Consider the following 26,570-nt stretch of genomic DNA (forward strand, 5'->3'; position numbering starts at 1 on the left):
TTAACAGAAACAGGGACAACTCAAAAGGACGTTTGGTCACCCCTGCAACATAGTAAATTCCGAATATGAAAAACCATTTCTTATCCAGCCCTTTTTCAGTCATCCTATGTTGTATTACTACATTCGCTTTCATTTTCCCTTCCTATTTTAGGAAATACAATGAACATCATATTACCCATTTTTTCTATCTTTTAGCTACTTCTTTCACTTGTATGGAAATGTTTTCAGTGGCATAAAAAACGTGTTGTTAGGAAAATTAATAGGGAACGACCATGAATAGGAGGGAAAAAATCATGATAATGAAGGTAAGATCTTTATTACTTGTTGGTATTACCTCCAGTTTGTTATTTGGCTGTACCGCCAATTATGACAACAATCGGAGGGTAAATGATGATAATATCAATAATCCAATGGGAGTTCGCTACAATCCAGATGGAGTAAACCGAGACGGGGTATACCGAGACGGGGTACGCAACAATCGCGACTATACTAACCGTACACGTGGTGATGGTGTTAATGGTATTTATGGTACTAATGGTACTATGGGTACTCGCGACTATACCTATAATGGAGCTCGAGACATTACCTTTAATGGAACTCGCGGCTATCGCGATACAACTAGAGATATGCAGCGGGCTAGCAACCGTACTGGCATGCAATCAAACAACATTGCAACAAGGGATAAAATCGATGTTGCTGAAAATGCGGCTGATCTTGTCACTAAATTGCCTGAAGTCGATACTGCTAACGTGCTTGTAACTGATCGCAATGCATATGTCGCAGCTAGATTAAATGATCGTTCTCGCGATGATGAAATATCTCCTGATGTGGAAAGCAAAATTGCTAAACAAGTAAGAAAAGCAGATAAAAATATAGACAATGTTTATGTTAGTGTTAATCCAGACTTCTATGATCGGGTCCAAGATTACACTGAAGATGTTCAGAGAGGAAACCCTGTAACCGGCTTTGCTGACGAATTCAGCGAGTTAGTCCAAAGAGTCTTTCCAGACCGACGTTAAAGCTAAACAAAAAAGGCTGCCTCAAAGGAAATACTCTTCCTTCGAGGCCAGCCATTTTTTAGATATTAAAATGTAAATGCTTGCCCAATAACGTATTCATCCTCCAACACCAAAATACCTTTTTCTTGTGGAGCATTTGGCAGCGCTAATTCTCGAGCCGCACAGATCATACCGCTAGAAGGAATGCCGCGTAGTGTCGCATCTTTAATGACCATTCCACTAGGCATGACAGCCCCTACTTTAGCGACTACTACTTTTTGTCCCGCAGCAACATTTGGTGCTCCGCAAACAATTTGAAGAATCTCCTCGCCAGCATCAACTTTACAAACACTTAATTTATCAGCGTTTGGATGTTTTTCCACTTCTTTTACGAATCCGACAACAAACTTTGGAGAAAAATCAGCAGTCAGTTGGTCAGTTACACCATTTTCTAAAAGAACTTGGTTTATTTTCTCAAGTATTTCTTTATTCATATCAACTAGACCATTATTAGAAATTTCCATGTAACGAGAAAAATTAAAAATATTATAGCCAATTACTCGGTTTGTTTCCTTTTCTAGAATTTGTACGACATCGCCTTTCCGCTCAAACGTTTTCTCTTGCGCTGCCTCCGTTGTCAACGTAATAATCAAAACATCGCCAATTCCTTTTTGGTTGTAAAAAACATTCATTCGTTTCATTCACCTTTCTATTGTCTACGATTTTTTCCCATAATAAAAATAGGTTCTAGTGAGCCTGCATCATAAATAAAGGAAAGTGCGGTAATCGGCACCTTCCCATCCGCAAAAAATTGCAAAGTCATCTGTGCAAGGACATCATAACCTGTGTTATTTTTAATATCACCAATAATGAGGACATCGTGATGCGGAACAGATACCGTCATTTGTCCCATCATTTCCAAAGACATTTTTTTCAAAAAAGAGTCATTTAAAATCCGACTTGCATCATAACCATCATTTGTATGAAGGAAATAAAAGCGATTTCCCGCTACATGATCCTCCTTGACAGTTGTAGGAAGAGAACGGAGATTAAACAGAGCAGTTTCACGGATTTTCTGCTTCTCCCATCCCTCTTTGTTTAATAGTTTTTCATCGATAAGCTGATAACTATTGCCTAAATCCAGTGCATAAAAAATTCTTGTCTCAGCTGTATGCTCATCAGTAACAAACTGTTCATCATCTGAAGCGGTTGTTGGAAAAGATGTTGATCTAATGACTGGATATATGTTGCGTTCTTGTCCTGAAAGCTGGTGTACTTTCCCCATAATACCCAATGCATTGTCTACATAGTATACCACTTCATCCAGTGCTTTTTCCTTTTGCTTCTGCCATTTTGAAATAATATTAGGCAAGGAAATGGTAACACCTTTCCCTGTCTCGTTATTTTCAATGCGAAGGGTGTCCTTTTCACGATCAAAATGAAAAGTCCGTTTTTCCTTTTGCAAACGATCTTCCAGTAAATTTCTCATTTTCCTAACATCCATATTTAACATTTTCGCCTCCTTCTGTCAATTTTTTTAGAAATGACTTTTTTGACTTAAAATGCTGAAAAAAAGCTGTTTAAAGCTGCCCTCCCCTAATCGTACAAAATGTAAGTCGTTAGGAAGAAGAGCAGCAATTTTATAGGTAATAAATCTTTTTATAGTGATTCAATAAATGATTCAATTTCTTCCTTTGTTTTGCGATCTTTGCTGACTAGCCTCCCAAGCTCTTTTCCATCTTCAAAAGCAAGAAAACTTGGGATGCCAAAAATATCTAATTCGGAGCAAAGATCAATAAATTGATCACGATCAACATAAATAAAAGTGTACTGATGATATTTTTCCTCTATTTCTGGTAATATCGGTTCAATTACCCGACAGTCAGGACACCAATCCGCTGAGAACATAAAGATATGTTTGCCATTCTCCCTCATTTGTCTAAATTCTTCCATTGATTGCAACTGGTTCATCATTCTTTTCCTCCAGTATGAATGCGCATTTGACCTGGTTTAATGAGGCCAAGCTTTCGCATATATTCTGATATAAACAAGCTTATCACAGCAGGGCCAATAAAGTGAAGAACAAGAACTTTAAACATAACGGACGGTGTAAATCCCATCACTGTAAATGTCATGATTTGACCAACAAAACCGCTTGTTCCCATACCCGCTCCTGCCGCGTTATTCAGCATCTGCCAACTTGTTGTCCCAATTGGCGCTAAAATAACCCCCGCTAACGTTGGGGGAATTAAAATGAGCGGATAGCGAACAATATTAGGAACTTGCAGCATGGATGTCCCTACCCCTTGTGCTAGCAATCCTGCTAACCGATTTTCTCGATAACTGCTTACAGCAAATCCGATCATTTGGGCACTGCAGCCAATCGCAGCCGCTCCTGCTGCCAAACCGCTAAGATCAAGCATAAAAGCAATCGCTGCACTGGATATCGGTGCAGTAAGCGCCAATCCCATTAACAGCGCAACAAGCATCCCCATCATGATGGGCTTTTGTTCTGTTGCCCATACAATCCAGCTGCCAAACACACTCATCATCGCCGCAATAGTCGGCCCAATAAAAGAAGCAACGACATAGCCTGTGAATATGGTCACAAAAGGCGTTACTATGATATCAATTTTTGTTTCTTTACTGACAAGCTTTCCTATTTCGGTTGAAATCAATGCCGCTGCATAACTCCCAGCAGGCCCTCCCAACTCTGCACCCGCTGCTCCAGTTACGACAGCAGCAAAAATAACAAGAGGCGGAGCGCCTAGCCCAAACGCAATCGCTGCTCCAATTGCTGGCCCCATTAAGCCCATTGCAAGCTGACCCATTTCGATAAAAAACGGCCAGCCAGCCTGCTCGCCAATTGTTTTTATAATTAAACCAATGATAAGTGATCCAAAAAGCCCAAGCGCCATATAGCTTAAAGCATCAACAAAATAAGCCTTTGCGGAAATATGAACTCCTTTTTTCTTTAAAAATGCCCTCATCCCATTTCCTCCCGATAAAAATATGTTATTACAAGTGTAAAGACATATGTATTATTTGTCTATCTTTTATTGAATGAATGGAAAGGAAGTTATACAAAACGTCTTTTCTAAAACTTAAATATTTTTAACGGAATTTTTACTTTATTCACAAAATTTAAATGGAATAATTTCTATAGATTTGGCCAAGCCTTTAAACTATTTTAAAAATCTTAAATGAAAGGGGAAGGGAAAATGAAAAAAACCATCATTTCGTTTGTCTTAAGTGTCATTGCTGTTTGGCTTGTTTTTTATAGAAAAAAAGCAACTCCCAAGAACACATACATGTCCCTGTAGAGTCACTCTAATAAATGGTTTTTTTATTTATCTACTTCTGGTTTCTCTTTGGTTAAACCAACCTCATGCCAATTTATTTTTTTAGAGTCTACAGTAAAGTTTTTTACACGTTTATTTACGGCAGTAACATCAATCCTGTAATGGGTCGGAACAAGATAAGCTTCTTCATGCATTAAAGCTTGCCATTCTTTATAAACTGCTTTTCGATAATCCATATCAAATGCTTCTGGAGAAATCCCCTTCTTAAGTAGCTCTTCACTTCTTTCATCTACAAAGCGAGGATAGTTGAATTGAGAATGTTTTCCATGTATTCCTGATGGATCAACACTTGCACCGGTACTCCAAGCACCGCTAAATATCTCGACACCTGGATCATCTGTTTTCATTTGATCAGAGAAAGAGTTAAAGTCATGTGTCCGTCCATCTTTCAGTTCTACTTTTAAACCAATATCCTTCCAATATTCTAAATACTTTTGTGCTTTCGCTTCAAGTGCATCAGTACCACCCGATTGTAAGTACGTAAGGGTAAATTCATTACCATCTGGATCTTCTCGATATCCATCCCCATTTACATCGATATAGCCTGCTTCATCTAATAATGCTTTTGCTTTTTCTGGATCATATCCGTAAGCTTCTAAACTTTCATCATGGTATTTTGGATAATATGGTATTATTATAGAATTCCCAAGGTAAAGCAATCCGTGATACATCCGTTTACCGATCGTCTCGTTATCAAGCGCATATGCAATTGCTTGTCTTAGGTTTTTATTTTGCAGCTTGGGTCTATCCATGACATTTTCTTCTTTGTCTTTGTCATAATGCCCAAGTTTAAATCCAATATATTGATAAACACTATCAATTATGCCAAGTAATTGAACGTTCGATGCATCTTTAATTTCATTTATTTGACCACTTGGGAACGTAGAAATATCAAATTCGCCTTTCTTTAACGCGGCTATTGCAACATTTGGATTCACCACTTTTAAAATAACGCCTTTTAATTTTGGCTTACCTTCCCAATAATCATCAAAACGTTCATACTCTACTGATTCACCTGGAACAATTTTCTTCACTTTAAAAGGTCCAAAACCAATTGGATTCACGCGAATTTTATCCGAGTGCATCATTTCACTAATTGGAACATCTCCTAAATAATGTCTCGGAGTTGCATAGCTCCAAATTCCCGTTAGCAAAGAAGGATTTGCCTCTTTATGTGTAATCGACAACGTTTTCTCATCTATTATTTTAATTCCAGAAATATCATCTGCTTTTCCTTCATGATATTCTTCCATACCGACGATAGAACGTTGTAACTCCCCATAACGAACACCTTCATAGTCTGGGCTGCCAATAATTTCATAACTGAATTTAACATCATCGGCTGTCACTGGCTTACCATCATGCCAATATACGTTATCACGGATTGTGATCGTGATCGTTTTGTTATCATCGGAAAGCTCATACGTTGCAGCGCCGTCGTTCGTAATTTCATGATCTTCATTTCTCTTAAATAAAGATCTATCAAAAAATTGAAGTACTTCAGCATCTGGATTACCTTGATAGAAATTATAATTTAATGTCCCTTCAAACGGTGAAGCAGTCTCTAAAGCGTAATTAAGAATGCCATCATCTATCAGCTCTTCATCATTTTTTACCGTATCTGAGAAATCAGATATTGTGAATACTTTTACTTCCTCTGTTTTCTCCTTTTTTTTGGATTTATTTCCTTCTTGTTTCGTTTCTCCTCCAGATAAATTGCTACAAGCTGATAATAGTAGCAATAACACTAGAAATGCACTGAACCACTTTGATCTGTGCTTATTCCACATATTTTTTCCCCCTTTAACATCATTAACCTAATCTTTGTCTTGCATCGGCTGCACGTTTTAGCGCTTGACCGATAAAATTTATACACAGCATCATCACTAAAATTAATAATGATGCAGGTAACCATACCCACCATTTATTTTGGATAACGTCAGGATTTTTTGCGTAGCTAATGAGCGTCCCAAGACTTGGAGTGCTTTCAGGCAAGCCAAAGCCTAAATATGTCAGCCCAGATTCTATGCCAATATTGCCTGCGAGACTCAGTGTTAAGTTGACGATAATAATTGAGCTTAAATTAGGCAATACTTCGCGCGTAATAATCTTCCAGTTGGAACTGCCAAGCACTTTAGATGCACTGACATAATCCAATTCTCTTTCCGCTAACGTCTTCGATCGGATAAGACGAGCTTTGCCAATCCATAAGAATGCCGTCATGATCACAATAAAATTAAATACATTAAATTTTGGTACAATTGAAACGAAAACGATCACAATCATTAAGAACGGCAATACCATAATGAAATCAATAATACGCATGATGATGTTGTCAATGACACCGCCAAAATAGCCAGCCGACAGCCCTACTAGAAGACCAATAATGCCGGTAAATACCGTAATGCAAAAACCAATTGTAAACGAATTTCTCGTTCCAATAATGAGTTGCCCAAAGATATCTCTTCCGCCATAATCAGTTCCTAGCCAATGTTCGGCAGATGGCGGTGCATGAAGAGCAAATAAATCAATTGATACAATTTCCTCTTGGTCTAATATAAGTGAAGTTCCATATACAAATAAGAGGATGAGTCCAAGCAAAATTAATGAAAAAAGTGCCAACTTATCTTTTATTAACTCTTTCCCCATGATTCTCCATGCAGATGAACTTTTTTCAATTTCCGCTATAAGATTGGTGTCCTCTTTCACTTCTACATTCATTGTTGCCCTCCCCTAATCTTCTGCATCTTTAATCAATCCGAATCCGTGGATCAACAGCACTCAAAATAATGTCGGATAAAAGTGTACCTAGCAAGGCGGCTACCCCTGAAATCATTACTAATGCGGTTACGACACTAAAATCACGCGTGGTGATTGACTGTAGAAATAGCTGCCCCATTCCTGGATAGCTATATATTGATTCTAAGAAAATAGAGCCGCCAATCAATCCGGTAATTTCATAGCCCAAGAAGGCAGCAATTGGCAATAAAGAATTGCGGAAAATGTGCCGCGAATATACTTTCGTTTCAGGGACACCTTTTGCCCTTGCCGTTTTAACAAAGTCTTTTATTTTCGTATCAATGACTTCATTGCGCAAATATTGAATTGTCCCGACTGTTGCGAGCAGAGCACCTGATAAAGTTGGCAGCACTAAATGCTTCATTTTACTTAACATATGTTCAAAAGTGCCTTCTTCCACACTGATATCGACGCTGCCTCCGATCGGAAACCATCCGAGCAAAAAGCCAAAAACAAATAATACTAAAAGTGCAAAAATAAATAATGGCGTTGCAAAGCTAAGATAGTTATAGCCGATAATCATTTTATCTGCCCACGAATCGGTCCATCGTCCTGCTATGATTCCAAGTGGAATCGCGATCAAATAACTGACAATGAAGATACTTAAAGATAAGAGCATTGTATTACCAATTCTTCCGGCCAGCAAATTCGTTACTGGCTGCTTATGTACATATGACATCCCAAAGTCACCGGTAAATATATTTTTAACCCAACGGCCATATTGCACGTGTATCGGATCGTCTAAGCCAAGCTTTTCCCGCAATTCTAAAAGTGTCCGCTGATCGATCTCTGGGTTGGCTGCCATTTGGCCAGAAAGTGCATCCCCAGGCATCGCTTTCGCTAATCCAAAAATCAATATACTGAGGATAAAAAGTTGCGGAATCATAATGACGAACCGCCGCAATATAAATTTCCACATTTTTCATCAGTCCTTTTTACGGTAATGCAACAAAGTGTGTGTTAGAAATTGGTTTTAAATCGTATGATTTACCGTCTTTTGTAAAATATTGATCGTATGATTGCTCATATTCTTCGTTTACTTCCTTTCGAAGCAGAGATTGCTTTTCGCGATTTTCTGGATCGAGATCGGGAATTGTTGACAATAATCGCTTCGTATAGATGTGCTGGGGACGGTTATAAATATCTTCGCTCGTTCCTTGTTCAACAAATCGGCCTCGATACATAATGCCAATCCGATCACACATATGTTGAATGACTCCCAAATCATGGCTGATAAAAAGATAGGTCAGTTGAAACTCTTTTTGAATATCTTGCATAAAATTTAAAACTTGCGCTTGCACGGAAACGTCTAACGCAGAAACAGGCTCATCCGCTATAATCAATTTCGGCTTTAACGTTAGTGCACGAGCGATCCCAATTCGTTGGCGTTGTCCCCCAGAAAACTCATGAGGGTATTTATAAATAGATTCTGGATTAAGACCGACCTTTTCTAAATAGTCTTGGACTTTTCTTTTTTCTTCTTGTGGAGACAATTTTTCAAAATTGCGAAGCGGTTCAGCAACAAGATCTAATACACGCTTGCGGGGATTTAAAGAAGAATAAGGATCTTGAAAAATCATTTGTATATCTTTTTTGTATTGATAAAGTTCTTTATGCTTGAGCTTTGTTAAGTCCTTACCTTCGAAAATAATTTCACCTGCTGTCGCCTTCATTAAACTTGTGATTACTCGCCCTGTTGTTGTCTTTCCACACCCAGATTCTCCTACTAACCCAAACGTTTCCCCTTCCTTTAATTCAAAGCTAACATCATCTACTGCTTTTACATGACCGACTACTCTCTTAAAAAAACCGCCACGAACCGGATAATATACTTTTAAATGATTAACTTTTAGAAATGACATCGACCTTATCTCCTGTATGATTTTGTGGAAAATAAAAATGTTCATGGCACGTACATCGAATCCAATGGCCTGGTTCGATTTCACGTAATGTCGGTGCTTCTTCATGCACAGAGTCATTCATCCAAGGAATCCTCGCTTGGAAGCGGCATCCTTGTCTTGGAATCGCCTGTAAAGAAGGAACAATCCCCTGAATAACATGCAGCCGTTCTTTTACGGTGTTACCCGATGGTATGGAGTTTAATAGCGAGCGGGTATACGGATGCCGCGGCCTTTTTAAGATCGTATTTACATCAGCTATTTCAACTAATTCACCAGCGTACATCACCGCTACTCGGTCAGCGATTTCGGCAACAACTCCAAGATCATGTGTAATTAGAAGAATCCCGGTTTTCATCTGTTTTTGCAAGTCTTTTAAAAGGTCAAGGATTTGCGCCTGAATGGTCGCATCTAACGCTGTCGTAGGTTCATCAGCAATAAGCAGCGACGGTTTGCATGCAATGGCTATCGCGATGACAATTCTTTGCCTCATTCCTCCAGACAGTTCATGTGGATATTGTTTATACGTTAAAGTTGGATTTGGAATGCCAACGAGACGCAAGAGTTCAAGTGATTCCTTTTTTAACTGTGCACTTGAATAATTTGTATGATAAAACATCGTTTCTTCAATTTGCTTTCCAATCGTCATTAATGGATTCAATGCAGTGAGAGGGTCTTGAAATATCATGCCGATCTCTTTCCCGCGAACTTTGTTTAATGCTGCAGTTGACATGGATAATAAGTTTCTGCCCTTAAAGTTGATCGTCCCTTCGAGTTTCGTACGCTCCTGCGGATGCAGCCCGATAATAGAAAGCGCCAACGCACTTTTTCCACAACCCGACTCACCGACAATAGCTACTACCTCATTTTCACGAACCGTTAATGAGACATCATCAACAGCTGCATAATAATGATCTTGAATCCGAAACGAAGTATGCAAATGTTCAAGGCTTAAAAGTGGTTTCTGCCCCAAAACGTTAACCTCCTGTTATACAATAATCATAATGTTGGGAAATTTAAATATATGATCATGATAAACTCTTTATGATTAAAAAAAACACTGCTATGTAACTTCAAATTAAAAAACAGCATAATAAAAGCGTTTTCATTTTTTCGTTATCAACAGCGATATTAATTAAATATAACCATTTCTACGATTCTAATAAAAATATATGTATGTTTAAATTTCCCTAAACTGTCACCTTCCTTTTCTGCTTTTCATCATACTTTCCAATTCCTAATTCCTTTTCTACGATGCTTCTGTATCGTCTAACTGGACGCTTTCCGGTAATCAGCTCCGATAAACGAGCTTCTGGAATATTATGTATTTTGCAAAATCCTTTTTGATCAAGCTTCAATTCAGTGAGCCGTCTCTTGACTTCCCAACCAAATGGTGTAATTTCCCTGCCTTTTTCCAAAACTTTCAACCTCCACATCTGTATTTTTCCATGTCCTTCACAATGTGATGTTGATATAATTCTGATATGGTAATTTACAAGTCATGACTTTATTCTACACGCTTTTACGTGTAAGTCAATAGTATTTTTGGAAAAATCACGCAAAAGCGTGAGATGGAGGCAGCAACCATGAATGATATTGGGAAAAGGATTAAAGAATTACGAAAGAAGCATCATTTATCACAAACAACTTTTGCTAATAGAATTGGCGTTTCATCAGGGAACGTCGGTGATTGGGAAAGCGATAAAAAGAAATCTACCCCTTCTGCTAAAGCAATACTCGCAATTTCGAGAGAATTCCAAGTCTCTACAGATTGGATTATATCAGGAAAAGAATCAACTGTACGTAATAATGAAAAGAAAAAAACATTTTTTTCATTGGAAAAATGCGAATTAAATTCGCAAATTAAAAATTTAGCAGAAGAAGATCGGGAACTTTTAGAAGAGATTATTGAGCTTTTTATTCATAAAAAGGTGAAAAGAACAGAGAAAGAAAACGCTTCAAAAAATAAACATCATTAATGCATGTGTAGCAGACAAACATATAAGAAAATAAAAAAGTGCTAAGTGTATAAAGTGGAAAATGAAGGCGTTTTTTCCTGACTTTTTAAAAAACCTGTAAATGATAAAAGGGTATCCCTTCCACACTTTGATACTTTTAGGGTACCCTCTGTTTGTTACATGATTACTGTATAGAAGCAACGATTTCCATCATTTTTTTGGCTTTCTCCGCAACATAGCGAGTATTGGTCTCGGTCGTCATTTTAACGCCTCCAATGCCAATCGTCACTTCATAAAGGTCATCCGCTGCTTCATAAATAACGACATAGCCAAACTTGCCTGCTTCCCTATATGTTTCTTTCATCACTAAGTATTCATTTTTTTCCGACATTTTATATAATGTTTCACTATCAGCTTTTTCATTTGGATTGCTAAATAAAATATATGTTTGTTCTCCTTCAGCAATTAAAAGGTTATAAGGCTGCTCCTGCTTAATCGCCATGCTCGCGGGAAGATAGAATGACAGCCCTGCTATCTTTTTATTCGGTTGTTTAGGAGGGCTAGTTAGTGTTTTTTCTAGCGTCTCATGGATGATTTCTGTTTCTTTTTCGATAGAAGGGGAACTGCATCCATTTATCACGACAAGCAATAATACGCCAAGTAAAAAATAGATATTTTTTCTTAACATGTATTTCCTCCCTTTCATCTTCGTACCACTTGCATCATTCAATTTTAAGGAAATATGCCATTATATCGTATCTCTCTTCACTAGTATTGACAAGTGTCATATATTTACAAGCTTTTAAAGAATAAATATGTTAAAATAAAGGAAAATTTCACTATTAAAGGAGGGATCTTAAATGAAACTTACTGTTTACTTAGCAGGAGAGATTCATACAAGTTGGCGAGATGAATTAAAAGAAAAAGCAAAAGCACTGCAATTAAATATTTCTTTTGTAGGACCAATGGAAAACCATGACCGTTCAGATTTTATTGGGGAAGAAATTCTTGGAAAACAACCAGATGAGATTTTTAGAGATGAAGCTGCTTCAAGTGTCAATAATTTCAGAACACAAGTCCTTATGCAAAAGGCTGACGTTGTGATTGCCTTATTTGGCGACAAATATCGCCAATGGAATACAGCGATGGATGCGAGTGCTGCCGTATCGTTAGGAAAACCATTAATTATCATTCGCCCTAAAACATTGCACCATCCACTCAAGGAACTGTCTCGCAAAGCTAATATTACAGTAGAAACGGTTAATCAAGCGATTAAAGTGTTGGCATATCTATTTGAAGAGAAATAAGTTATGAACGCTTTTAACGTTGCTTAAAAGCGTTCATTTAGTTGATGTCTATTTATACCAATATTCATACTGGCCAATCAAATTTTGCATAATATGCAAAAACATTGCTTTCCGCGTTATTTTGCCATTTGTAAAAATGCCAATAGCACCTTCATTTGTTCGGACATGCAGTTTTTGGGCATAATCGTCCATAACCGGACCCAACTCCTCACCATCTCGCAGACGAGCTGCGATTTCTTTAGGAAGAAAAAACCTGCCTCCACCTGCAATAATCGGTTGTTGCCCTCTTGGGATGAGCACTCCCCAATTGCAAACACATAATCCATATGACGTTTCGGTGACACCGCCTTCAAGCCCTACACCGATATCACATTGAACATCCTCCAAACAATAGGCAGCGCGATTGCTGGCTCCTTGAATTGTTTCATCATCTGAAAAAGGCATCTCACTTACTAGAGAAGGTGCAGCAAATGCTTGAAACAAATAAGAAGTGTTGATGCGATGAAACGCCTCTTTTACTGCATTTATTTTCACTGGATTTTTAGAACCGATACCTATTTTCATTTATTCACCTCTAATGAAAGCAAAAGTTCGGACAACTGTGTCCGAACTCAGCTTAATATTAACCATTTTGATAAATCGATGCAACTGTCGCTTGATCACAGCTTTTTACCGCTTTTATGAGCAATTCCTTAGCAGCCGCATAATCATCTACATGAATGATAGACGCATGGGTATGAATGTACCTTGAACAAATTCCGATAACTGTACTAGGAACCCCTTCATTAGAAAGATGGACACGTCCAGCATCAGTTCCCCCTTGAGAAACAAAGTATTGATACGGAATATCATTGGATTCAGCAGTATCTAAAATAAACTCACGCATTCCTTTATGCGTCACCATGGAACGATCATAAATTCTTAGAAGTGCACCTTTCCCTAATTGGCCAAAAGCTTGTTTATCTCCTGATGAATCATTCGCAGGACTTGCATCTAATGCGAAAAAAATGTCAGGCTTAATCATATTTGCTGCTACTTGTGCACCGCGCAAACCAACTTCCTCTTGCACCGTTGCTCCTGAAAATAACGTGTTAGGCAATGTTTCATTTTGAAGCTCTTTTAGCAGCTCGATAGCTAATCCACAGCCATACCGATTATCCCAAGCCTTTGCCATCACTTTTTTCTTATTAGCCATCGGGGTAAAAGGACAAATTGGCACAATTTGTTGGCCAGGTTTAATTCCGAGTCGCTTTGCATCTTCTTGATCGTCAGCACCAATGTCAATAAGCATATTTTTTATCTCCATTGGCTTGCCGCGTTGCTCATCAGAAAGCAAGTGTGGTGGAATGGAGCCGATTACGCCAATAATTGGGCCATTGTCTGTAATGACTTGTACACGTTGTGCAAGCATTACTTGATTCCACCAACCGCCTAGCGGTTGAAAGCGAAGCAGCCCTTTATCGGTAATCGCCGTCACCATGAAACCAACCTCATCCATATGGCCGGCAACCATCACCCTCGGAGACGCTTCCTTGCCTTGCTTTACGCCAAAAATGCCGCCAAGACGATCTTGGATGATATCGTCAGCATATTTATCAAGCTGGGTGCGCATAAACTGTCTGACAGCTCCTTCATTCCCTGGAGCACCTGGCAATTCTGTTAATGTTTTAAATAATTCCAATGTCTCTTTTTGCATACTATAGCCCCTTTTCTTACATTTGTTTATGTACGCTCTTCTGTAAAATGATCCTCATGCTTTATCTTTTACGATTTTAAATGGATGGAGAATCCTGCTTCTAAGCGAGATTCTCCCTTATCTAATCGTGTTTAGCGGCACTAAGCAAGTTAGACGAAAAAGTGTTAACGGAGAAAACGCAATAAATCGCCATAGATAATACTATCTGAATAATATAATTCTTTTTGTACATCATCAAAGTAAGGCTGGCAGTAATCCGTTTCTATTTGCTCATCCGTTTCTTTGTCAAAACAAAGGTTTTCTGTAAAAATGTATTGATCTGTTACAAAGCTGCCATCACGAAAAACAACCAGCTCTTTTCTTCCCTTCATAAAAAGATCTTCACCAAAATCAATCAGCTCTTTCTTTGGTTCAACGCCAAGTAAATGAAGAATCGTTCGTCTTATATCCGTTTGTCCACCCGTTGTAGGGATGAATTCTCCCTTTTGTCCGGGAATATGAATAATAAGCGGCACCTTTTGTAAATGAACATTCTCAGCAGGTGTAATCTCTGTTTCTAAAAATGTGGATAACTCTTTATAATAGTTCTTAGAAACACCATAATGATCACCATACAAAATAAAGATAGAATCCTCGTAAAGTCCTGCTTCCTTTATTTTCCCAAAAAAGATTTTCATCGCTTCATCTGTATAGCTTACTGTCGCTGCATATCTTTCCACTAAGTTGCTATTAGAATCGAGAGAAGCACGAACTTGATCTTCTTCTTCTAATATAAATGGAAAATGGTTTGTTAATGTTAACATCTTCGCATAAAAAGGTTTTGGCAGTTTTTGCAAATAAGGAATAGACTGTTCCACAAATGGAATGTCTTTCAAACCATAGTTAACGGAGTTTTCTTCGGTTACATCATAATCCTTATCAGAAAAAAAGCGATCATAACCTAAGCTTTCATACATTACTTCTCTGTTCCAAAATGTCCCCGTATTGCTATGAAAAACAGCGCTATAATATCCTTTTTCCGACAAAATATGTGGCAAACTATAAAACTCATTTTGTGGTCGGCGAACAAAAACAGATCCTCCAGATAGCGGATAAAGCCCATTGTCAATCATAAATTCAGCGTCCGATGTTTTCCCTTGAGCCGTTTGATGGTAGAAGTTAGGGAAATAATAACTTTCTTTTATTAACTGATTTAAAAATGGTGTCATTTCTTTCCCATCAATTTCTCTATTGATTACAAATTCTTGAAGTGATTCTAGAGAAATGACAAAAATATTTTTTCCTTTTGCTATCCCTTGAAGCTTATTTGGCTCTAATTTTTTTTGTTTTTGATCCAAATAATGCTTAATCTCGGTAATTTCATCCGAACTGGCAATCGCACTTTGTACAGACATTTTAGAACTTAATAGAATATCAAAAAGATGGTAATTAAAATTGCCAATCGATTTAACAAGCAATTCCCGATCATAAGGTTTTTGAAATAAATGTTTCTCATGAATAAAACTAGCTGAAATCGTCAGCACAATCATAAGAATGCTCACTATAAGTATCGGCTGTTTTTCTCTTCTCGTTATTTTTTTTCTGATCATATTTTTTCTAAAAATGATAACAAAAAGAATAATCACATCAGCTAAAAATAGCAGATCAAGCCAATTCATTAACTCAAGCGTACTTTGACTTAAACCACCGACATTTTGAAATTGAAATAATACAGGAACTGTAATAAAGTCGGAAAAAAATCGATAATAAAGCAAGTTCCCATATAAAATAAACGACAAGACAAAATGAAGAGCTAAGATCACCTTAGATTTTAAATGATCGGAAAAAAAGAAAGCCATTCCTAATATGAGCGCAATGATGCCTATTGGGTTGATAAGTAAAAGGAGCCATTCAAAAAAGGAATGCACTTTCAGGTGAAACCCAAAAACATAGACAAGTATTGTTTTAACCCATAACATAAAGACTGCTAAGTAATAAATGGACAGCTCATTGATGTTTCTCTTGCTCCATTTTCCCATTATCACCCACCCTTTCTAATAAAGAATACTTTTTGGATTTCTCTATCGTTTAATTAAATTAAGTCTTTTTCAATGCATCTTTATCATCTCTATGATTCAGATAATCTTTTGAACTTAAACCTAGACATCCTATGTAACAAAAAAACCATCTTTTATTATTTGTTTTCATTCACTCTCTCCATCTTATCTATATGGAAAAGAAATTTCAATGAAAGGATTTCTATAAAATCCAAAATATAACCATATTTTCAAGACAGTTTCTGGTCAAAATGCCCGTATCTTCGGCAGCTGTCCCAAGTATACCTCCCTATTTCTTCTCTATTAAATAACATCACACGAAGAAAAAGGAATTTCTTTTCTAAAGGGTGTGTTTGTCATATTTTTCGTTGAGATCACTGTACGGGGATGAGAGCCCTCACTAATGGAAATTCCACTTTCATTTCATTGAACACTAATAGTTAGTATACACTTCCACAAGTACATTCGCTCTCTTAGAATTACCCCCCTAATTCCGCGATCCTTAAACATCATAAAAGGAGTGATGAAATGTCTGTTATTGTAGTATACTTATTTTAACTCACATTCACTGACTAAGCGAATGTTTCAAGTTTGCACATAGAAAGTCATGTTGTGTGAATGAGAAAGGACATGCTTTGTTTTCTATAACGAAGTTGTTTAAAAAGTTTCAGAAAATCGGCACATTTGGATGATGCAGTAAAAATGTTGGTTATGTCCAAAATGTAGTCCGTAACTATTTATTGCAGTCTATGACTTTTTAAACAGATACTTAAAAAGTCATAAAAATAATGACGGCATTTTAAGCTGCAGCTAAAAATGCATTTGTGCCATTTCAGCTATTATAAGATTTTCCTTGCTGATTCCATGACTTTTTATACACTGCTTTACATAGTATGTCCAATTGGTATTTGGAGGTGTTCAATAAATGAACTGGAAAGCGTTTATAACAGGAGCAGCTGCAGGGCTTATTGGCGGCTATATGCTAAGGGAGAAAATGAAACAGTCTACTTTCGTCTCTGGAGAAATTGCATTAGCAAATGCCAAAAAAGCCTTTAAAGCTCAAGGACCAATCGATGGTTCCTGGATTCAGCTAAAACGTGAAGATTATCGTAAATATGCACTCGTAACAAAAATTTATCGCGGCGGGATTTCATGCAAAAAAGATGGAAAACAACAGCAATTTGAATTTATAGCAGATGCTTATACTGGAAGGCTCCTTGATGTAAACCCACTTTAGTTTTGGACGACCTTCCTCATTTTCCGAGGAAGGTTATTCCGGACGAATCCTTTTTATTTCATCAATGATGCCTTCTTTATCCAATTTGATTGCCCGATAATAGGCATCATGGTAAAACGTAAACCAAGCTCCTTCTGCAATTGCTTTAGGAATCCAAGTTTGTTTCGCCCTAATTGAATCCATCGGATAATCATCATAAGCAAGCACCCATAAAGGGTTTTGATGCGCATGAGTAGGCATAAGATCAGCTAAATGAATCAGCTTTTCTCCTTTACTTTCTATGACTATAATCGAATGGCCATCACTGTGTCCACCTGTGTGAATCATTTTTATCCCATTTGCAATCACAAGCTGATCTTCGTATGTTTTAACTTGATGTACGATAGGCTCCCAATTTGCTTTCCAATATGTATTTTTTGAGCGAATGTTCGGCGCCAGCATCTCAGCCCATTCAGTCTGAGAAGTGTAGATCGTTGCATTTGGAAATGTCGAAACTAGTTCCCCATTTTCCCACTTTGTCAAACCACAAGCATGATCAAAATGCATATGCGTCATACAGATAATATCAATTTGATCTGTGGACAAGCCTAAGCTCTCTAATTGCTCCGCTACCGTAGATTCTTCTTGTACACCAAAATTTCGCTTTTGTATTTTCGTAAATTTTTCATTGCCAATCCCAGCCTCAATGAGAATATGCTTCCCGTTTGCTTCTAAATAAATTGGGTCTGTCCGCAGTTCAATTTGATTGCGATCATTGACAGGATATTTCTTTGACCAAAGCGGCTTTGGAACAACACCGAACATCGCGCCGCCATCCATATGAATGACTCCGCCATTTAACCATTTTAAAGTAATTTCTCCGAGCTGCAATATTTCCAACTTCCTATTCCCCCCCATTCTTCCCTCTCATACCGAGAATCATGTAATTTGGACATACAAATATGGGTGTCACTTTCGCTGAAAATTGCTTTGGGTCTTTTCAAAAATCTTTTTATGAGTATTGTACTTCGCATCGGTAGATACGATGGCCTTTTTGTGAAAATTTTTCTTCATATTCGGTCATGATATTGCCCTCGAAACTGCTTCGATGCAAGTCTAGGCTAATTTCTGTTAATAATAAACCATATGCAGAAAAGCTCATTAATGAATATTCAAATAGCTGCTGATTATCTGTTTTAAAATGAATGCAGCCTTTATCTATTAATATATCTTTATAAAGTGATAAAAACGAGTGATGTGTTAAACGTCTTTTTTCATGGCGCTTTTTCGGCCACGGATCAGAAAAATTTAAATAAATGCGGTCGACATCATCTTTTTTAAAATAATTCTTTAAGTCCATTCCATCAATATGTAAAAGCTTAACATTGGGGAGTTCCAATGCTACTAAACGATCTAAAGCTGAAACAATCACACTTTCTTGACGTTCTATTCCTATGTAATTGATATGCGGATTTGCCTCCGCCATTCCAATAATAAACTTTCCTTTTCCAGTACCTATTTCTATGTGAAGCGGCTGCTGCTGCTCAAAAACAGCATGCCATTTTCCTTTATATTGTTCTGGGTGCTGCAGTACATATTGCGGAAATGCTTGAAGCTTTGCTTTTGCACCAGGCTTATTACGTAAACGCATCTTTCATACTCCTCTATTCTTTTTCAAAAAAATGCAATTGTAAAAAATGGATTAAATGATTCATTTCATGATAGCGGTGTTTTCTTCTATGCCAATCAATAGAAAGCAAGGTTTGTGCAAGTACATACCATTTCATGCGAAGGTGCAAACTATCGGTAAGCGCAATTCCATATTGACTTAGCCATTCAGGCCATTGTTCCTCAGGGATGTACCAGTATAAAAGCATGCCAATATCAACAGCTGGATCAGCGAGCATTGCACCATCCCAGTCTATTAAATAGAGTTGATTCCCTTCAGACAAAAGCCAATTATTATGATTTACATCACCATGACAGACAACATATTCCCCACAATCAATTGTTTGAATGCTCATTTCTAAAAATCGTAAAGACTTCTGAATAACAATCAAGTGTTGTAATTCTTTATCCAATTTAGTCACCACATCCGTGAGCATCATTTGTGGTTCAAAAATGGTCTTTCCTAACCGCTGTAACATTGTTTGTAAAGGAGCAGAGCTATGGATTTTTCGCAATAGCTTGGCCACTCTTATATCTTTCATCTCGTGCGGTTCCAATTCTCTTCCTTTGAGCCATTCCTGTGCTGTGATCACATCACCATTCTCAAGGCGCTTTGTCCAGACTAGCTTTGGGACAATTTTCTCTACAGATAACACAGCTAAAAAAGGTGATGAGTTTCTTTTTAAAAAGAGTTTCTCCTTCTTATGCTTAGCAATAAATGCTTCACCTGTAGCACCACCGGCAGGTGTGATTTCCCAATCTTGTCCCAATAAATGTTCCACAATCATTCACCTTCATTTTAGCAGGCAGCTTTTTGTGCCTACTCAATAGTCACTCATCATTATTATGATGAAAGTGTTCCCATCCGAAAGAAAAAAGATAGCTATTTAAAGTCCAAAAAAAATAGCTATCTTCTATAGATTTTATCGTTAATTCACTTTTGTCGTCAAGTTGATTTTTTATAATCAATCCTTTATATTATATGGTTAACGAAAGAATTCGGTTTACTAGAAATACGATGTTAAGCATGATCACGCTTCCTTTTCATCATCAATTAAATCACTGGCATCCTGTTCTTCCCACTCAAGTCTTTTAAAGGAGGTTGTTTGACAATATTCAAGAAAAATTTGTGCAGCTTGCAACTGTACTCGTTTTAATGGCGAACTAGATTTCCTTTGTCTATCAAACCATTGGCGATAGCTCCTTTTATCTAAAATGTGAAGATCAAGGGGCATGGAAGGATGGTCAATGTAGCCATTTCGACTGATAATCGCTTTTCGAACTGGCATGGAAATATCATGTACGTGAAATAGTTGTTGAATAATATTCGCCATCCGGTTGACTGATAATAATGGATTTAAAATTCTCTTTTCCTGTTCAATGAACATTTTTGTCCAAAAGTTATCATTAGAACCAATAAAAGCAGCATTATCCTCTGCCTCTAAGAAAGAAATACACCACACTTCAGTAGGCGTCAGCAAAATGACATCCATTTCAACAGGTGCTTTTTTTAATAAAAAGATTGGTTCATATAGAACTAAAAAAGTGTCAGGAAATCGTTGCAAAAGATAACGAAGCTTTTCTTCTCGCCAATATTTGGAGTCTATATAAGACTTTGATGTAAGTGTAGAACTTGCCCATTTTAATTGAAATTTGTAGAGCTGGTCTAAAAAAACATGCTTTAAATCCTCTTCCGTCTCAGGAGCAGTGATGAAATGCGCCGTAAAAGTGAATAAAGTATCATCTTTTTCTTGTTTTTCCTCTTCTAGCTCAAAAGGTTCGTCAATTTCGGCATTTCTTTTAAAAAGTGATTTAAATTTTTCTTTCCATCCTCTACGTTCTTCTTCCTGATCAAAAACTTCTTCTGTCTCATTTTCCCATTCAAAGGGACTTTCCTGGTTGTTTTGCCAAGCAACATATAATTTATCCCATTGTTGTTTTTTTAAGCGAACGTATTGCGCTGGGTATCGATAGACATCTGCTTCATAACGTGAAACATAGTCTTGCAATTTAATGAGCTGTGCCATTTTCACTCACCCTTCCCTTTCACATGGCGAAGTTCTTCTATTCCTTGTGTCCTTCACCTCATCATTGCTCTGAAGCATATCGATGAGTTTTATTCCCCTTGTTAGGGTCAATAATCAGAATTAATGTTGTTCATGCAGCCTCATCTTACCGGGTCTTCACCAATCAAATGAAAACGATTCTTTACCTTATATTTCGGTATTTGCTGTGGAAGTGTTTCATATAAGACAACCTCTTTAACAACAAATGTTTCTTCTTTAACAATAGGCTGTAGATGATTTTCTAATCTCACAAGCGAGAAAGGTCGATCTCCAATCCATTTTCGAGCCATCGTAATATGAGGACGGAAAGGTCTCTCATCTAAATAAAATTCTGCCGCTTTCATTGCATCATTTACTTTTTGCTGTAAAGTACATAACGGTGATGAATGCTTGACACCTTTCCATAAAATTCGTGGAGAGTCTTGCTTTCCGAATATGCCAACACGATCAGTAGCAAGTGAAAACGGCGCAGTTGTACTTGTAACTTGTGCCAGTTTTTCCTGCGCTCGTTGCAGCATTTCTGGTGAAACATTTCCTAAAAAAGCAAGCGTCACGTGAAAATCCTCTCGATGCACCCATCTTTTAAAAGGAAACATAGACTTGCTCTCTTTACAGACAGCATCTAAATATTCTTTGACATGGTTTTCCATCGGAACAGCAAAAAAATAATGAGGTGCAGCCACTTGTCTTCCTCCTTTCTATCATCGTCAATGATAGATTTTTTTTTAGTTTTTTATTATCAGATCGAAAACTATTTTATCGTTTTACTTTATCGTTTTACTTTTTCACTTAGGTGTTGCATTACAATACGCTTGTATATGATATGTTGCATAAACAAATCATTTTTATGTATAGAAATAGACGACGCTACATACTGTAGCAGCGGCGTTAAGATATACGAAAGCAGAAGGCGCAGCCGTTTATCATGCTGCCATTGAAATGACAACAATCTCAACATCTGCGCCTATAAAAACCTAGAGGATGCCTAGCCTTATGTCAAGTAAATGGTTGAACAAGACATGCGTTAAACGTGAGTTAAACCACATTCTGCTTTGATTCTCTTAGTAAATAGCTGCTGCATCTTTTTCGTTATTGGCCCTACTCTACCGTCGCCAATTTGTTTGCCATCAATTTGTATCAATGGAATCACTTCGGATGTCGTACTTGTTAAAAATACTTCCTCAGCATTAAGCAGTTCTTGAACTGAGAATGGTGTTTCTGTATAAGCGATATTGTTTTCTTGACAAAGCTTGAGGACAACTTGACGAGTAATCCCATTTAAAATTAGATTGGTAGCCGGATGTGTCAGCAATTGCCCTGCTTTTACAATAAACATATTCGATGAAGACCCTTCCATCACTGTATCGCCTCGATGCAAAATAGCTTCAATGCAGCCAGCTTCCGACGCTTTCTGCTTAGCAAGAATATTACCTAATAAATTCAGGCTTTTAATATCGCAACGCAGCCAGCGAACATCTTCAACGAGAAGGCCTTTTGCTCCTTTTGTCATTGCCGCTTCATTTCTTGCCATCTCATTTGTATAAGCAACAAATGTAGGAGCCGTCTCCTCACTAGGAAAAGCATGCTGACGTGGTGCAGCACCACGTGTAATTTGCAAGTAAACAATTCCTGTTTGCAGTTGATTTGCAGCTACTAGCTCCTCGATTCTTGCAGCGATTGTCTCTTGAGGATAAGGAATGGTTAATGAGATTTTTTCTGCGCTTTCATATAAGCGATTCAGGTGCTCATCTTTTGTAAAAAGCCGTCCGTTGTAGACCCGAATGACTTCATAAACACCATCGCCAAATTGATAGCCTCTATCTTCAATATCGATTTTTATATTTTCACGCTCTACCAACGCTTCATTCACGAGTATTTTCTTCATTACATTTCTTCTCTCCCTTTTTTTATGATCGCTATTCACTAGCAAGCTCATAAATCGCTTGCGCATAGATTGCGGTTGCTTTTAATAAATCATCTATATCCATATATTCATCCTTTTGGTGGGCAACATCGGGACAACCCGGAAATAATGCACCAAATGCCACTCCAGCCTTGAGCGAACGTGCATATGTACCACCGCCAATCGAAAGCAATGCCGCTTGTTCCCCTGTTTGCTCTTCGTATACTTTTTGAAGAATTTGAATAAGTCTATGATTTTCATCTACGTAGTGCGGTTTTAAATCGGTAAAGCGATCAAGATGACCGTCAAAAGATTCAATGCATTTAGATAATAATTGTTTGCCTTTTTCTATATCAAATGTAACAGGATATCGCATGTTAATGCCAAAACGAGCACCTTCTGTATGGGAATACGCTATCATCCCTGCATTCACTGTCAATTCACCTGTTACATCATCCTCATAGGCAATGTCTAAAGCATTTCCCCTTGTATCGTTCCATAAAAATTGTCTGCCAAAATCTAAGAAGTTTTTTGCTTTTCCTGTTAACGAGAGCTCTGACAAAAATACGATTAGATGAAGACCTGCATTTACGCCTTTTTCCGGTTCCATTCCATGAGCAGACACTCCTTCTAATTCAAAAATCAAATCACCGCTCTCCACATAATAGCTTCCCTTTAAGTGATGTTTTTGACAATAATCGTCGAAACATTGAACGATGCTTGTCTGTTCTCCTCTCACATACAGTCTTGCTCTTGCGAAAGAAGGAACCATATTATACCTCTCTCCAGCTTGAAAGGAATGTAAAAATATATTTTTTGTTCCCTCTTCCTCTTTAGCTGGCATCACAAAATCGAAATCAGCAATCCCTTTTTCTGCATGAATGATTGGAAAGGAGGCGTCTGGAGCGAAGCCTAAAGTGGGCATTTCTTCTTCGGCAAAATAGCGATCTACACAGCGCCAGTTGCTTTCCTCATCAGTACCAACGATTAAGCGTACACGCTTTTCAATTGGCAAGCCAAGCTCTTTCACGATTTTCATAGCATAATAGGCAGCCATTGTTGGTCCTTTATCATCGATTGCCCCGCGTGCATAAATTTTGCCATCTTTCATTTCACCGCCAAAAGGAGCAAACGACCAGCCTTCCCCTTCTGGTACGACGTCAACGTGGCATAGGATGCCGACCAGTTCTTTTCCCGCTCCCATTTCTACATGCCCAGCAAGATTACCAACATTTTTTGTTTGAAATTCATCTTTTTTTCCTAAATCAAGGACATACTGCAAGGCTGCTTTCACGCCATCTCCTAAAGGAGCATCAGGCGATGTTGCTTGTTCGTCCAAAACGCTATTTATCCGCAATAACCCCTGTAGATCCTTTAAAAGTGATGACTTTCTTTTCATTGCCTCTTGCATCCACTGAATTTCTTGCATCTTATACTCCTTTACTATCACCACTTTGGGTGTGGCCTACTCAAGCTCAGGTTAAGCTCCATAAAGAAATTTTCTCTCTATGAAAGCATTGCTCTGTCTCCTTATTGTACTATTTTTCCTTTAGGAACAAAATAGCCTCATCATCGTATAGAAAGAATAAAGAAAAGGAGTAAACTTAATGCAAATGGCACCATCATGACAATCACAACAAATTTTCTGCTCTCGCCGGAAGCTGGATGGTTTCGATATTTTAGTAAAATTGGATGATGTACCATTACTTTACTCCACATAAGTGCAATCCACATGCGCAGCATGAATAACGAGCCAAGCGACAACAGGATTTTCATCCAAATAGGAGGAAGCAACAATACAACTGCATTTGTAACCCCAAGCAACTGTAAATAAGAAAGAAAATATTTCCGATTGCGAAGCATGACCTTGATAAACATTTCTATAAAAGCATTTCTAGGAGTGCGGTTTTTAAAAATGTGTCTTGAATTGGCAAAAAGACGCGGTGACCTTCTTGACGGAGCCTTTCCTGCTTTCTCTATTTCAAACGAAAACGTAAAAATGAATTGTATATATTTTACATGCTCTTGCTCTTCAATGACCAAGTCTTCTTCAAATGTATCAACACTTGTATAACTTTTCTTCATTAGATAAAATGACAACATCATTTGCACGAAACTAAGAGAAGCCAACAGCCAAATCTGTTGAAGTATGATTGCATAATAGCTAACGCCCCACGTTATCATAAGTATGAAAATGACAGCAAATTGAAAACCAAACCGCTTCCATTTTACTGGAAAAATGATCCATTTCCGTTTTATTGACATGATCAACCATTTATGTGCCAACCATGTGGCACCTAATAGCAACAGTGAACCAACACTCATACTGAAGCCTTTCATCCAAATTGGAGCAATAATTGCTATAAGCAAAGCGGCAATCATTATTTCAAAAATATAATGAAAGCGAATACCATATTTTTTTAACCCGATAAACAATGCTTCTTTTTTTAATAAATAGATTCGATCAGCATCTTTAATATAGGTTCGAAAGTGCCCATTCCATAACAATAGAAATAACAGCACAAATAAAAATGCAACAGGCAAACCTTCTGCCCACTGTGGCGTCTCTAGCCACCAAGAACGATAAACCAACCCACTGAAGAATAAAGCAGGAACTAAAATGTATAAAATGATTGTCCAATCAAAAATCGACATGATCGCGCGATACTGATATTTCCATTCTTGCTTGTTTCTTTGGAAAAATAAGCGGCGGCTATTCATCCTCTTCTTCCTCCATTGCAATACAAGCATATAAATCTTGTTCTTCTGCTCCGCATTGATTCAATACTTCCGCTAAAGTGCCACTAGCTTTTAATGTTCCTTTTTCAATAATGAGGAAACGATCGCAAATACGCTGTGCCGTATCCAAAACATGTGTACATAATAGAATACTTGTCCCTTTTTGTTTTTCAATATTCAATAAATGCAGCAACAACTTTGTCGCATTTGGATCTAATCCAATAAAGGGCTCATCAATAATAAGCAATTCAGGTTTTGTCAAAAGCGCTAAGGCAATCATTGCTTTTTGCTGCATTCCTTTTGAAAAATTATTTGGAAATTGATGAATATGCTTCGTCAATTTAAATTTTCTCAACAGCTGTTTCACATCAACTATATCACGCTCTTCCAGCTTCTCAACAGCAGCAACAAACTCAATGTGCTCCCATAACGTTAACTCATCATAAAAGATTGGACGTTCTGGAACATAAGAATAACGGATCTCATTTATTTCGCTTATTTTACCTTTAACATACGAAAGCTGCCCTAGGATTCCTTTGATTGTCGTACTTTTCCCGGCTCCATTTGCTCCTATCATGCCAACTAGCTCATTCTTTTTAATATCAAAATTGATTTGATGAATGGTGGCTTTTTCTCTTTCATACCCTGCTTCTTCAATATGGACACGTAAAATGGACATCTTGAATCCTCCTCTCTCATTATTTAAATACGAAAGAAGTGTAAAATAGTTTCGAATGGATGAGAAGTGGGTTTACAACCATTTCCCCATCCATCTTTATGACACAAAAAGTTTCTTTTACTTTAAAAATATGTAAATTTTTTGTTTCAACTAGAAATTTTTTAGGAAAAACGCTATAATAAAATTGTCTGACATCTTATATTCCATTTATTAAGGTAAAGGGGTTGCATGTCCGAGAAAAACTT

Annotated in this window: 27 protein-coding genes; 4 read left to right on the forward strand and 23 right to left on the reverse strand. The window is 37.5% G+C overall.

Annotation, left to right across the window (positions count from 1 at the left end; all coding sequences use genetic code 11):
- Nucleotides 1-299 precede the first annotated feature (299 nt).
- Complete coding sequence (locus tag J2S08_RS13510) at nt 300-1,019, forward strand: YhcN/YlaJ family sporulation lipoprotein (RefSeq protein WP_307230358.1); 720 nt, start codon at nt 300-302, stop codon at nt 1,017-1,019.
- Nucleotides 1,020-1,084: 65 nt separating this feature from the next.
- Here the strand turns inward: J2S08_RS13510 and ytpR are convergent, their stop codons facing one another.
- The 10 genes from ytpR to J2S08_RS13560 form a co-directional block, all read right to left on the reverse strand.
- A complete protein-coding gene (gene ytpR / locus J2S08_RS13515) occupies nt 1,085-1,690 on the reverse strand; it encodes a YtpR family tRNA-binding protein (RefSeq protein ID WP_307230360.1) in 606 nt (201 codons plus the stop codon).
- A gap of 17 nt (nt 1,691-1,707) precedes the next feature.
- Nucleotides 1,708-2,502, reverse strand: a complete 795-nt coding sequence (locus J2S08_RS13520; RefSeq protein WP_307230485.1) for a DUF1444 domain-containing protein — start codon at nt 2,500-2,502, stop codon at nt 1,708-1,710.
- Nucleotides 2,503-2,657: 155 nt separating this feature from the next.
- On the reverse strand, nt 2,658-2,969 hold the full coding sequence (locus J2S08_RS13525) for a thioredoxin family protein (protein WP_307230486.1): 312 nt from the start codon (nt 2,967-2,969) through the stop codon (nt 2,658-2,660).
- A complete protein-coding gene (locus J2S08_RS13530) occupies nt 2,969-3,988 on the reverse strand; it encodes a PTS transporter subunit IIC (protein ID WP_307230362.1) in 1,020 nt (339 codons plus the stop codon). Before J2S08_RS13530 ends, J2S08_RS13525 begins: the two co-directional genes overlap by 1 nt.
- 356 nt (nt 3,989-4,344) lie before the next feature.
- Nucleotides 4,345-6,150, reverse strand: coding sequence for an oligopeptide ABC transporter substrate-binding protein (opp4A, locus tag J2S08_RS13535; RefSeq protein ID WP_307230363.1), 1,806 nt, complete (start codon nt 6,148-6,150; stop codon nt 4,345-4,347).
- Nucleotides 6,151-6,172: 22 nt separating this feature from the next.
- On the reverse strand, nt 6,173-7,081 hold the full coding sequence (locus tag J2S08_RS13540) for an ABC transporter permease (RefSeq protein ID WP_307230365.1): 909 nt from the start codon (nt 7,079-7,081) through the stop codon (nt 6,173-6,175).
- Between the two features lie 28 nt (nt 7,082-7,109).
- Nucleotides 7,110-8,078: an oligopeptide ABC transporter permease gene (gene opp4B / locus J2S08_RS13545; RefSeq protein WP_307230367.1), complete on the reverse strand. Its 969-nt coding sequence runs from the start codon at nt 8,076-8,078 to the stop codon at nt 7,110-7,112.
- A gap of 16 nt (nt 8,079-8,094) precedes the next feature.
- Entirely contained in the window at nt 8,095-9,021 is a 927-nt protein-coding gene (locus tag J2S08_RS13550; protein WP_307230368.1) for an ABC transporter ATP-binding protein, read from the reverse strand.
- Nucleotides 9,002-10,030, reverse strand: coding sequence for an ABC transporter ATP-binding protein (locus J2S08_RS13555; protein WP_307230370.1), 1,029 nt, complete (start codon nt 10,028-10,030; stop codon nt 9,002-9,004). The genes J2S08_RS13550 and J2S08_RS13555 overlap by 20 nt, the downstream gene beginning before the upstream one ends.
- Nucleotides 10,031-10,247: 217 nt before the next feature.
- Nucleotides 10,248-10,475, reverse strand: a complete 228-nt coding sequence (locus tag J2S08_RS13560; protein WP_307230372.1) for an XRE family transcriptional regulator — start codon at nt 10,473-10,475, stop codon at nt 10,248-10,250.
- Between the two features lie 168 nt (nt 10,476-10,643).
- Between J2S08_RS13560 and J2S08_RS13565 the strand changes: the two genes are divergently transcribed.
- On the forward strand, nt 10,644-11,036 hold the full coding sequence (locus J2S08_RS13565; protein ID WP_307230373.1) for a helix-turn-helix domain-containing protein: 393 nt from the start codon (nt 10,644-10,646) through the stop codon (nt 11,034-11,036).
- Nucleotides 11,037-11,199: 163 nt separating this feature from the next.
- Here the strand turns inward: J2S08_RS13565 and J2S08_RS13570 are convergent, their stop codons facing one another.
- Entirely contained in the window at nt 11,200-11,703 is a 504-nt protein-coding gene (locus J2S08_RS13570) for a hypothetical protein (protein ID WP_307230377.1), read from the reverse strand.
- 172 nt (nt 11,704-11,875) lie between these two features.
- Here J2S08_RS13570 and J2S08_RS13575 point away from each other — a divergent pair, with 172 nt between their 5' ends.
- Entirely contained in the window at nt 11,876-12,322 is a 447-nt protein-coding gene (locus J2S08_RS13575; RefSeq protein WP_307230378.1) for a YtoQ family protein, read from the forward strand.
- A 48-nt stretch (nt 12,323-12,370) separates the two neighbouring features.
- Here J2S08_RS13575 and J2S08_RS13580 read toward each other — a convergent pair whose 3' ends face one another.
- From J2S08_RS13580 to J2S08_RS13590, 3 genes are all read right to left on the reverse strand, one after another.
- Nucleotides 12,371-12,886 (reverse strand): DUF84 family protein, encoded by a 516-nt coding sequence (locus J2S08_RS13580; protein WP_307230380.1) that lies wholly within the window; start codon nt 12,884-12,886, stop codon nt 12,371-12,373.
- 58 nt (nt 12,887-12,944) lie between these two features.
- Complete coding sequence (locus J2S08_RS13585) at nt 12,945-14,018, reverse strand: M42 family metallopeptidase (protein ID WP_307230382.1); 1,074 nt, start codon at nt 14,016-14,018, stop codon at nt 12,945-12,947.
- A 164-nt stretch (nt 14,019-14,182) separates the two neighbouring features.
- Nucleotides 14,183-16,036 (reverse strand): LTA synthase family protein, encoded by a 1,854-nt coding sequence (locus tag J2S08_RS13590; RefSeq protein ID WP_307230383.1) that lies wholly within the window; start codon nt 16,034-16,036, stop codon nt 14,183-14,185.
- A 943-nt stretch (nt 16,037-16,979) separates the two neighbouring features.
- On the opposite strand from J2S08_RS13590, the gene J2S08_RS13595 reads away from it, so the two are divergent.
- Nucleotides 16,980-17,291, forward strand: coding sequence for a PepSY domain-containing protein (locus J2S08_RS13595; RefSeq protein WP_307230385.1), 312 nt, complete (start codon nt 16,980-16,982; stop codon nt 17,289-17,291).
- A 33-nt stretch (nt 17,292-17,324) separates the two neighbouring features.
- Here the strand turns inward: J2S08_RS13595 and J2S08_RS13600 are convergent, their stop codons facing one another.
- The 9 genes from J2S08_RS13600 to J2S08_RS13640 all read right to left on the reverse strand — a co-directional run bounded on the left by J2S08_RS13600 (nt 17,325) and on the right by J2S08_RS13640 (nt 26,325).
- The gene (locus J2S08_RS13600) at nt 17,325-18,170 is read right to left on the reverse strand and encodes a YtnP family quorum-quenching lactonase (protein WP_307230387.1); all 846 of its coding nucleotides are present in this window, start codon (nt 18,168-18,170) and stop codon (nt 17,325-17,327) included.
- 112 nt (nt 18,171-18,282) lie between these two features.
- A complete protein-coding gene (gene trmB, locus J2S08_RS13605) occupies nt 18,283-18,921 on the reverse strand; it encodes a tRNA (guanosine(46)-N7)-methyltransferase TrmB (protein ID WP_307230388.1) in 639 nt (212 codons plus the stop codon).
- Nucleotides 18,922-18,934: 13 nt separating this feature from the next.
- Nucleotides 18,935-19,720 carry a phosphotransferase family protein gene (locus tag J2S08_RS13610; RefSeq protein WP_307230390.1) on the reverse strand — a complete coding sequence of 262 codons (786 nt, stop codon included), beginning with the start codon at nt 19,718-19,720 and terminating at the stop codon, nt 18,935-18,937.
- 249 nt (nt 19,721-19,969) lie between these two features.
- Complete coding sequence (locus tag J2S08_RS13615; RefSeq protein ID WP_307230392.1) at nt 19,970-20,965, reverse strand: nuclease-related domain-containing protein; 996 nt, start codon at nt 20,963-20,965, stop codon at nt 19,970-19,972.
- A gap of 140 nt (nt 20,966-21,105) precedes the next feature.
- A complete protein-coding gene (thpR, locus tag J2S08_RS13620; protein WP_307230393.1) occupies nt 21,106-21,687 on the reverse strand; it encodes an RNA 2',3'-cyclic phosphodiesterase in 582 nt (193 codons plus the stop codon).
- 341 nt (nt 21,688-22,028) lie between these two features.
- Nucleotides 22,029-22,889, reverse strand: a complete 861-nt coding sequence (dat, locus tag J2S08_RS13625; protein WP_307230395.1) for a D-amino-acid transaminase — start codon at nt 22,887-22,889, stop codon at nt 22,029-22,031.
- Between the two features lie 31 nt (nt 22,890-22,920).
- The gene (gene pepV / locus J2S08_RS13630) at nt 22,921-24,336 is read right to left on the reverse strand and encodes a dipeptidase PepV (RefSeq protein WP_307230398.1); all 1,416 of its coding nucleotides are present in this window, start codon (nt 24,334-24,336) and stop codon (nt 22,921-22,923) included.
- A 140-nt stretch (nt 24,337-24,476) separates the two neighbouring features.
- Entirely contained in the window at nt 24,477-25,628 is a 1,152-nt protein-coding gene (locus tag J2S08_RS13635) for an ABC transporter permease (RefSeq protein ID WP_307230400.1), read from the reverse strand.
- Nucleotides 25,621-26,325: an ABC transporter ATP-binding protein gene (locus tag J2S08_RS13640; protein WP_307230402.1), complete on the reverse strand. Its 705-nt coding sequence runs from the start codon at nt 26,323-26,325 to the stop codon at nt 25,621-25,623. Before J2S08_RS13640 ends, J2S08_RS13635 begins: the two co-directional genes overlap by 8 nt.
- Nucleotides 26,326-26,570: the final 245 nt, after the last annotated feature.

The organism is Bacillus chungangensis, assembly GCF_030812995.1.
Classification (GTDB): Bacteria; Bacillota; Bacilli; order Bacillales; family Bacillaceae_C; genus Bacillus_CF; species Bacillus_CF chungangensis.

Excerpts from the sequence above, each read along its gene's own strand:
- pepV (WP_307230398.1), bottom strand. The coding sequence starts at position 24,336 with ATGCAAGAAATTCAGTGGATGCAAGAGGCAATGAAAAGAAAGTCATCA.
- J2S08_RS13580 (WP_307230380.1), bottom strand. The coding sequence starts at position 12,886 with ATGAAAATAGGTATCGGTTCTAAAAATCCAGTGAAAATAAATGCAGTA.
- ytpR (WP_307230360.1), bottom strand. The coding sequence starts at position 1,690 with ATGAATGTTTTTTACAACCAAAAAGGAATTGGCGATGTTTTGATTATT.
- J2S08_RS13525 (WP_307230486.1), bottom strand. The coding sequence starts at position 2,969 with ATGAACCAGTTGCAATCAATGGAAGAATTTAGACAAATGAGGGAGAAT.
- trmB (WP_307230388.1), bottom strand. The coding sequence starts at position 18,921 with ATGCGTTTACGTAATAAGCCTGGTGCAAAAGCAAAGCTTCAAGCATTT.
- J2S08_RS13590 (WP_307230383.1), bottom strand. The coding sequence starts at position 16,036 with ATGGGAAAATGGAGCAAGAGAAACATCAATGAGCTGTCCATTTATTAC.
- J2S08_RS13635 (WP_307230400.1), bottom strand. The coding sequence starts at position 25,628 with ATGAATAGCCGCCGCTTATTTTTCCAAAGAAACAAGCAAGAATGGAAA.
- J2S08_RS13540 (WP_307230365.1), bottom strand. The coding sequence starts at position 7,081 with ATGAATGTAGAAGTGAAAGAGGACACCAATCTTATAGCGGAAATTGAA.
- J2S08_RS13510 (WP_307230358.1), top strand. The coding sequence starts at position 300 with ATGAAGGTAAGATCTTTATTACTTGTTGGTATTACCTCCAGTTTGTTA.
- opp4A (WP_307230363.1), bottom strand. The coding sequence starts at position 6,150 with ATGTGGAATAAGCACAGATCAAAGTGGTTCAGTGCATTTCTAGTGTTA.
- J2S08_RS13530 (WP_307230362.1), bottom strand. The coding sequence starts at position 3,988 with ATGAGGGCATTTTTAAAGAAAAAAGGAGTTCATATTTCCGCAAAGGCT.
- J2S08_RS13595 (WP_307230385.1), top strand. The coding sequence starts at position 16,980 with ATGAACTGGAAAGCGTTTATAACAGGAGCAGCTGCAGGGCTTATTGGC.
- J2S08_RS13585 (WP_307230382.1), bottom strand. The coding sequence starts at position 14,018 with ATGCAAAAAGAGACATTGGAATTATTTAAAACATTAACAGAATTGCCA.
- dat (WP_307230395.1), bottom strand. The coding sequence starts at position 22,889 with ATGAAGAAAATACTCGTGAATGAAGCGTTGGTAGAGCGTGAAAATATA.
- J2S08_RS13550 (WP_307230368.1), bottom strand. The coding sequence starts at position 9,021 with ATGTCATTTCTAAAAGTTAATCATTTAAAAGTATATTATCCGGTTCGT.
- J2S08_RS13640 (WP_307230402.1), bottom strand. The coding sequence starts at position 26,325 with ATGTCCATTTTACGTGTCCATATTGAAGAAGCAGGGTATGAAAGAGAA.
- J2S08_RS13570 (WP_307230377.1), bottom strand. The coding sequence starts at position 11,703 with ATGTTAAGAAAAAATATCTATTTTTTACTTGGCGTATTATTGCTTGTC.
- opp4B (WP_307230367.1), bottom strand. The coding sequence starts at position 8,078 with ATGTGGAAATTTATATTGCGGCGGTTCGTCATTATGATTCCGCAACTT.
- J2S08_RS13520 (WP_307230485.1), bottom strand. The coding sequence starts at position 2,502 with ATGGATGTTAGGAAAATGAGAAATTTACTGGAAGATCGTTTGCAAAAG.
- J2S08_RS13565 (WP_307230373.1), top strand. The coding sequence starts at position 10,644 with ATGAATGATATTGGGAAAAGGATTAAAGAATTACGAAAGAAGCATCAT.
- J2S08_RS13615 (WP_307230392.1), bottom strand. The coding sequence starts at position 20,965 with ATGGCACAGCTCATTAAATTGCAAGACTATGTTTCACGTTATGAAGCA.
- J2S08_RS13575 (WP_307230378.1), top strand. The coding sequence starts at position 11,876 with ATGAAACTTACTGTTTACTTAGCAGGAGAGATTCATACAAGTTGGCGA.